The following is an 8,015-nucleotide window of genomic DNA, read 5'->3' as shown; positions in this document are numbered from 1 at the left end:
TACTAGATAAATATCTTTGTTTTCTAACTCGTTAATGATATGTAAATAAATTCTTTCGGTAGTATTCATACTAGCATGTCCGAGGCGCTTTGCAACGGAAGCTATTGATACCCCGGCATATAACAACAATGATGCATGTGTATGTCTAAGGGCATGAATTGTTATCAGTGGAACATTTGCTTTGTTACACCTGCGAATCAAAGTATCATTAATGGTTGAATTGTAAATTCGTTCCTTAAAAATAAAAATAGGTTTTTCCGGATCTATGTCCTTTATTATCATTGCAAACTATGATGTAGTCATTCAATCAAGTTGTACCTTGCGAATTGAAGATTTATTTTTTGTTGGTAGAAATCCACCATTTTCTTTATAATTTCAAGTTTTTGATACATTTAATGTTTGCCTAACGAAATCAAAATCTTTTGGTGTAATAGCCAATGCTCCAGAAAACCATAATCCTGTTTTAGCTATCAGCAAAATTAATCAATCTATGTTTAAGCACCTGTATTCATTTGTCTACAAAATCTCTACCATAAGAAGTTATAATAACTATTTTTTCATTATTACTTTTGGATGATTTTAAGGAACCCATAAAAGACAAGGTGAGTAATCAGATGTGTTGCTACTGTTTTATTTTCAGGTTTATTCATTTGTTTAAAAATTAAGGTTTTCAATAAATTAATGTCTTTAAGTTTAAATCACGATGCATCTATATTGTTTTTAAAATAAGACAAGGTTGAAAAAGTATACAGAGTAGATGTAGAAAACTTTTTAGGATTTAGATTTAGCGAGCAGTAAAAAATTTGTTTATTACTAGGTGATTGTCAGAAATAAATTTATCCTTGTTTTCTTTTAAAATACCATAAAAAATCTTCGGTGGTACACATTCGCCGATAATATGTCTAATATTTGAATCACTTACATCATCAGGTAAAACAAAATCATCAGGTAAACCTGTTAAAAGTAAAATTTCTTTGATAGTTAAAACTCTTGCATCGCTATAAAAACCATCTTTATATCTACCTGGATGTACATTGTTTTGTGAAGAAATTGAACCATTAGCCATTGTTATAGTCGGAGCAGGTTTATCTCATGAAATTCTTTTATATGTTGTAGAATACCCCTTGATTCGTTCTCCATTTTTCTTGATAGGAAAATACTTTTCGTTAAAATGAGCACTTTTTCCACTCGGTGTATGTTTCATTCATTCAATGTGTCTGTCATTGTGAACGGAAGCATTGTGATATTTTATATCACTTCTTTGACCTGATTCTAGGCTTGGTAGGTGTCCGATTACTTCTTCTACAGTCTTTATCTTTGTGGGGTGTGGTATTTGTATATCTAGGTTGCTAATGATAATTACAGCACGTTTACGGTCTTGTGCAGTGTCAAAATCTTTGGAATTTAATTTATAAAAATCGATATGTTGATATAAACTACTTAGTTCATTTTTTAAATATTCCTGGATATTTACAAGTTTGTTATTTATCATTATCTTAGTTGTATACATCTGAATTACATTTTCAATAATAATAAGTTTTGGATTTGTTTGTTTGATAAAATCTACAACATATGTAATCAATAGATTTCTAGGATCATCTATCTTTCGTCTTCCGGCTAGTGACATCCCTTGACAAGGAGGGGTAGCAATTAAAATTTGATTATTAAGTTGTTTGTGTCTTAAAACCAATGAATCAAAGACATTTTTATTACTTATATCACCGATTATCATTTTTGAATTTGGATATAAAAAATCGTGTATATATGCTCTTTTAGCTATCAATTCATTAGATAAGGTAACATCAAAACCAATATTTTTTAATAAATATGTACCAATTCCTGCGGAAGCAAATAAAGATGTAATTCCGATTTTCTTCATATATACTTTCTAGATTTTAATCATTTGATTAAAATAATCTTCATTTATAACTTTTATCCCTAAATCATAGGCTTTTTGTAGTTTTGAACCAGCATTTTCTCCAGCGAGTAAAAAGTTAGTATTCTTTGAAATGCTTGATACCACTTTGCCACCATTTTTGATAATTTCGTCTTTAAAAAAATCTCTAGATTTGCTTAAAGTTCCAGTAATAACAAAACTTTGTCCATTTAATAAATCGGATGTTTTAAAATCCTCATTAATATATTCAAAAATACTATCAAGTTTATATATTTCTTCAAGCATATTAGGGTTTTTTATAAAACTCTTGATGCTATCGATTATTACTTGACCGATTGTGTTTATTTGTAACAAAGAATTAAGATTTATTATTGTTAAATCAGTTAATTTAGTTATTTTTGCAGCAATTAATGCGGTAGCAGTTTTACCAACATTTGGGATACCAAGTGCAAAGAGGGCATTTGCTAGTTTAATAGACTTTGATTTATCAATTGAACTTAAAATATTATCAATTTTTTTATATTCTTTGTTTTTGCTCTTAGAATTACCAAAAGAAGGAAGTTTAATGATATCATTTTTATACTTATTTAGCATATATATAGAAGAAAAAGTATTAATATATCCTTTTTGATAAAATAGTCTGATAATTTCATTTCCTAAGGTTTCAATATTAGCACACTGCTTCGAACAAAAATGAATTAAAGCACGTATTTTTTGTTCTGGACAGTGTTGATTAATACAAAATTGATCAACTAATGAATCATTTTGATGTAGTAGCTGATTACAAGAAGGACATTTTGTGACTTTTTTAAAAATACCATCAGAATTTTTATGAACTAATGCAATAACCTTTGGAATAATTTCACCTGATTTTATTACTAAAACATCATCGTTGATGTTAATATTCATATCTTTTATATATTCATAATTATGCAAGGTAGCATTTGATACTCAGGTTTGGTTTAATTCAACCTTGTCTTTGAAATTTGCAACATAGGTAATTTTCCCGGTTCTTCCTACGGTCGCAACAATTTCTTTGATTTTAGCAACTTTTTCTTCTGTTTCATATTTGTAAGCAATAGCATATTTTGGAAATTTAGAAGTTCTACCAAGTGAATCTCAATATTTTAAGTCATTTAGCTTTATCACAAATCCGTCGCAATCATATTCAAAGGAATTTTTGATCTCTTTGAATTCTTTGATGAAATTTCATATTTCATCAAAGTCTGCAGATGTCTTATTATGCTTGCTGGTGGGTAAATTCAGTTGATTTAGAAAGTTTATCACATCACTTTGTAAATTGATATTATGTAGTATCGGATCTGTTATATCATATAAAATAATTGATAAACCACGTTCTTTTACAATGTTTTTATCTAGCAGTTTTAAAGTTCCTGCAGCAGCGTTGCGCGGATTAGCTAGAAGTTTTTTATTATCAGTTTCCAGTTTTTTATTTAGTTGGTTAAAACGAGTTTTAGATAAATATACTTCACCTCTTATTTCAATTGGTTTTAGATAATTAATTTGTTTAGGTAAGTTTTCAATTTGAAAAACATTTTCTGTTACATCATCGCCTTCAATCCCGTTTCCACGAGTTAAAGCCTGAATCAGTCTACCATCTACATATTTCAAAGAAATAGATAATCCATCAATTTTAGGTTCGCAATTAAATGAAATATCAGAACTTATTTGTTGCTTAATATCATTTAAAAATTTAAAAACATCTTCTTTTGAGTATGCCTTATTCAAAGAAAGCATCGGTTTTTGGTGGATTACTTTAGCGAATTTCTCGTTGTTTCAAGCACCTAATTTTAAAGTTGGTGAATTAGGTAGGATCAGATCTGAAAAAGTCTCTTCTAATGCTTGTAAGCGCTTATATTCGCTATCATATTCAGAATCCGAAACACTTGGAGCATCAAGCATATAATATTCTCAGTCTCATTGATTAATTTTTTCAACTAATTGCTGAATTTGGAGTTTAACTTCTAAATTTTTATCTTTCATTAAATAATTATACAAAACATTTTTATACACTTATTTTATTTATAGTAAAATTTAAATAAAGGAGTTTAAATGAAATATACAATGACAAGCATCTTGGTTGATAAAAACCAATGAATTAATTACCAAAATGAAGCACTAAACTATCTAAATACTACCAAAAAAGGTAAAGTTTCACAACAAGATATTTTATCATATGCTTCACGTGGTGTTATTTTGCTTGAGAAACAAAAAATATTTACAGATGTACTTAAAGATCGTGAATCTAATAAAGTTGCATTTATGCCTATTGCTGAAAACATTCACATGAATGTGGATTCAATTTCATTTGATTTGAAAACTTATTATTTAGAAAATTATCTAGATGATTTGACCTTAGATTTTAAGCCAACTAATGATTTTGTTTTATCTGACACAGATGAAAAAATAAATAATTTTGTCGATGATTATGTTAAAAACCAATCACCACGTAAGTTCCGTACCACAGATGATATTGAACCTAATGATCATGTTATTTTAGATGCTTTTGATCCTATTTCAAAACGCAGACAACGTTTTGAATTATTAGCAAAAGCAGATAAAGACAGTACATTAGAAAGTAAGTTAGTAGGAATGAAACCTAAATCAACATTTGATTTTGATTTAGAAACAACTAAATTACAAATTACCATTATTGATGTTTTCTATTACCTTGATGAAAAATTAAATGATGATAATGTAAAAGAAATGCAGATATCGGGTGTTTTCGATCTTAAATCATTAAAAGATTTTATTTTTTATACTACAAAAGAAGAAGTGGTTACTAATTCATTATTTACTTATGGAATGAACATTTATAAGGAAATAAAGAAATTTAATAAACCGATTGATTTTCCACAAGATTTAATTCAAAGTGATATTGAAGGATTTAACTTTGATGAAAAATTCGAAGGTGATAAGGTTGCAATAGTTAAAGAAACATTAACTGACTTCTTTTGATTAAATGTTATTTCTAAAAAGTATGATATTTTTATCTCAAATGAAGAAATTAAAGAAGAAATCGCAAAAGTAAAAGCATCACTTAATCCTGTTATGGATGAACAAATTGATCCTCGTCGTATTTCTGATGCGATTTTAATGCAAAAACTAGGGACAATTTTCTTGAAAAAGTATCATTCTGATACATATATAGAAATCGAAAAATATTTAAGGTTTAAATAGAAAGGATGTTATGTTGAGAGATTGCTTAGCAAAACTACTTAGTAGAAAATCAAAAAAAACAAATCAAGAAGTTAAAACAGAAGAAATAAATCAACCAGCAAATGATGTGATTCATAGTCCAATAAAAGGAAAATTTGTAAACCTTTCTGATGCTAAAGACCCAGTTTTTGTTAGTGGTGCTTTAGGCGATGGATTCGCAGTTGAATTTGATCATTATTCTGGTGTTGTTCCTGTGTTTTCACCAGTTGAAGGTGTAGTAGAAATGTTATTTACTACCAAGCATGCTGTAACAATTAAAGCAAATAACAATGCATTAGTTTTCGTTCATATTGGAATTGATACCGTCAAACTTGATGGACAAGGGTTTGAAAGTGTAGTTAAACAAGGTGATAAAGTTAAAGTTGGCGAAGTGCTAGTTAATGTGGATTTAGATTTAGTGCATTCAAAAGGTTATACTTCCGATGTTCATGTAACTGTTTTACCTGAAAGTAATTATAAAGCAGTTAAATTCTTAGCAGATCGAAGCACAAGTGATACAGTTGTATTATCTGAACCAATTGCCGAGGTGGAATTAAACAAATAAAAATGTTGCTGAAATTATATTTCAGCAACTTTTATTCACTAAATATAAGATAAATTATATAATTATGTTATGAATGAAATTAATTTAAAACGAAAAGAATCACAAGTGCATCAATTGATTGCTGATATTCTTGAACATAATATAAGTAATGTAAATATTATTAATCCAACTGTAATGGATGTGAGATTATCATCTGATTTATCAGATTTAAAGGTGTATGTAAATTTTGAATCTAATACAAAAAAAGGACTTATTGCATTAAATAATGCTGCTGGTTATGTTCGTAAGATGTTAGCAAAATCTTTGGACTGACGAAAGGCTCCTACAGTTAGATTCTTTATTGATGATGTTTCTGAAAAAGGAGCAAGAATTGATGAGATACTAAGAAATATAGAAAAAGAAAAACAATAAAAAGTGATTAATTATTTTCAAAAACCCACTTTGCGGGTTTTGTTTTTACTCTTAGAGTTTTTATTACTTTCTTATGATGCTACATTTTCATAAAGTTCATTTTGTTTATATTTTAACACAGAACTTAATATTCTTATAATATCTGTGTTATGTTCTTTTGATAAATTAGCAAAAAGCAAAATAATGTGTATAAATAAGTCTGTATATCTTTTTCTATCTATGACATAATTAATAACAGAAGTTTTGGATATGGTTTTACCTATAATTGGCTCATTGTTTATTACAAAATTTTTTGCTGATAAATTTAAAAACAACATTGCTTGTGTTCCAATTGCTTTCTGTTTATAATCAATTTTAATTTCTATGAAGTCATTATCAATGTATTCACTAATAAAACTAGGTTTTATTACATCAACGGTTTGAAAACTAATAGGCAAAATGATTTTAGGATTTTCAACCCTTTGTTTTCTCGTTATTTTATATTCATCTTCAATGTATGTTTTAATTGATTCGACTTTTTCTAATAAATTTGTCAAAAACTCTAAATCAATAAATCCTCTATTCAACCCTCAACAAAATATATCAGATAATTCAAAAATATATTTATTTTCATCCTTGTTATTTTTAAAAGCAAGTTTATAAAGAGAAGGTTTGCTGTAAAAGTCTTCTACTTTTTTATCATATCCTATTTGTATTTCTAAAAAATCTTTATCAGTAATTACTTGTGATGCAGAAAGTTTTATTTCAACTTGTTCAAAATGTTTTTCTCTATTTTTAAATCTGTATTTTCCAGAAGGTGATATGTTGGTGAAATTTCAAATTAATTTGTCGGTATATATTGATAAAATAGAATTATTTTCTGATAGTTCTTTTCTAAAAAATAAATCTATTTCTTGATATATGCTTTGTTCACTCTTAGTATCTATGTTTTTTCATATTTCCTTATTAACAATTGGTGAAAAATTACCTAAAAAGTAAAACTCATTTTTATTTTTAGAATATCAAGATTTTAATATTTGTAGATATTTGAAGATTTTTAAGGCAGTTTGTCCTTTAACTCTAATAGATTGAGCATTTTCCTGATCTAAAAACCCTTTATTAATTACTAACTGATTCATATCTCTTAGAGTGCTAAAATTAGTATAATTACCTGTAATTGACTTGTCTTTGTATTTTGTATGCACATCTTCTATATATAAAAACTGATTTAAGCAGAATTTATAATTTGAGTTATGAACCGAAAAAGTAAAGGTTTTTATTTCATCGAAACTCATCCCTTTTAAATCTTTTTTATAAAGTGCGATTATTATGGGAAATTGTGTATTTTTGGATGTATCATTGAACAAATTTGATGAAATTATTATCCCATCTGTAAGAACATAATTATTTTTAAATTGACCTAGTTGATTAAAATTAGATTTTTTAATCAAATAAGACAACGGATGCAAAACACAAATATATTCAGCATCCAAATGGTTAAACATCTTTAAAAAAGAAATTCCCATATCTCGTGCTTTAAATGTATCATTTATTAGCATACTTCCTTTTTGGTTTTTCATATAAAAAGATGTTCAGTTGTTATATGGCGGATTCCCTACAATTAATAATTTTTTATCATTTGTACATATATCACTTCTTTTCAAATCATTCAATGAATTTTTATTTAATGTCTTAAGAATTTTATAGTTATCTTTAACATAATCATAATAGTATTTGTCGATGTCAACATAAATAAATTTATCTGCAACTTCATCTGTGATGAAATCGCCATTTCCACCAGATGTATCAGCAACAAAATCAAATTCAACTTTATTTCTTTTAATCATTTTTCAAGCTATATCAACAACAGCTTTTGGGGTAAAAAATTGTCCTAACTTAATTTTTTTATTCATAATATCCTTTATAAATTGTTTTACATATCTA

At 27.2% G+C, this 8,015-nt stretch carries 9 protein-coding genes; 3 read left to right on the top strand and 6 right to left on the bottom strand.

From position 1 onward, the window contains the following. From ACXYRR_RS03520 to ligA, 5 genes are all read right to left on the bottom strand, one after another. The coding region (locus ACXYRR_RS03520; RefSeq protein ID WP_458597976.1) for a tyrosine-type recombinase/integrase at positions 1 to 282 on the bottom strand (282 nt) is incomplete at its 3' end. A 6-nt stretch (positions 283 to 288) separates the two neighbouring features. Then, positions 289 to 477, bottom strand: a complete 189-nt coding sequence (locus ACXYRR_RS03515) for a site-specific integrase (protein ID WP_435129862.1) — start codon at positions 475 to 477, stop codon at positions 289 to 291. A gap of 86 nt (positions 478 to 563) precedes the next feature. Further along, complete coding sequence (locus ACXYRR_RS03510) at positions 564 to 734, bottom strand: hypothetical protein (RefSeq protein WP_435129859.1); 171 nt, start codon at positions 732 to 734, stop codon at positions 564 to 566. A 50-nt stretch (positions 735 to 784) separates the two neighbouring features. Further along, on the bottom strand, positions 785 to 1,879 hold the full coding sequence (locus ACXYRR_RS03505; RefSeq protein WP_458597973.1) for a DNA cytosine methyltransferase: 1,095 nt from the start codon (positions 1,877 to 1,879) through the stop codon (positions 785 to 787). Positions 1,880 to 1,888: 9 nt separating this feature from the next. Then, positions 1,889 to 3,901: an NAD-dependent DNA ligase LigA gene (gene ligA / locus ACXYRR_RS03500; protein WP_458597971.1), complete on the bottom strand. Its 2,013-nt coding sequence runs from the start codon at positions 3,899 to 3,901 to the stop codon at positions 1,889 to 1,891. Between the two features lie 69 nt (positions 3,902 to 3,970). On the opposite strand from ligA, the gene ACXYRR_RS03495 reads away from it, so the two are divergent. From ACXYRR_RS03495 to rbfA, 3 genes are all read left to right on the top strand, one after another. Beyond that, the gene (locus ACXYRR_RS03495) at positions 3,971 to 5,098 is read left to right on the top strand and encodes a trigger factor-related chaperone (RefSeq protein WP_458597969.1); all 1,128 of its coding nucleotides are present in this window, start codon (positions 3,971 to 3,973) and stop codon (positions 5,096 to 5,098) included. A gap of 10 nt (positions 5,099 to 5,108) precedes the next feature. After that, positions 5,109 to 5,681 carry a PTS sugar transporter subunit IIA gene (locus ACXYRR_RS03490; RefSeq protein ID WP_458597967.1) on the top strand — a complete coding sequence of 191 codons (573 nt, stop codon included), beginning with the start codon at positions 5,109 to 5,111 and terminating at the stop codon, positions 5,679 to 5,681. Between the two features lie 69 nt (positions 5,682 to 5,750). After that, positions 5,751 to 6,092 carry a 30S ribosome-binding factor RbfA gene (rbfA, locus tag ACXYRR_RS03485; protein ID WP_458597965.1) on the top strand — a complete coding sequence of 114 codons (342 nt, stop codon included), beginning with the start codon at positions 5,751 to 5,753 and terminating at the stop codon, positions 6,090 to 6,092. 71 nt (positions 6,093 to 6,163) lie between these two features. Here rbfA and ACXYRR_RS03480 read toward each other — a convergent pair whose 3' ends face one another. Then, positions 6,164 to 7,984 (bottom strand): R.Pab1 family restriction endonuclease, encoded by a 1,821-nt coding sequence (locus ACXYRR_RS03480; RefSeq protein WP_458597963.1) that lies wholly within the window; start codon positions 7,982 to 7,984, stop codon positions 6,164 to 6,166. Between the last annotated feature and the right edge of the window lie 31 nt (positions 7,985 to 8,015).

This window comes from Mycoplasma sp. 246B (assembly GCF_054353935.1).
This window is presented reverse-complemented; position numbering and strand designations above follow the sequence as displayed.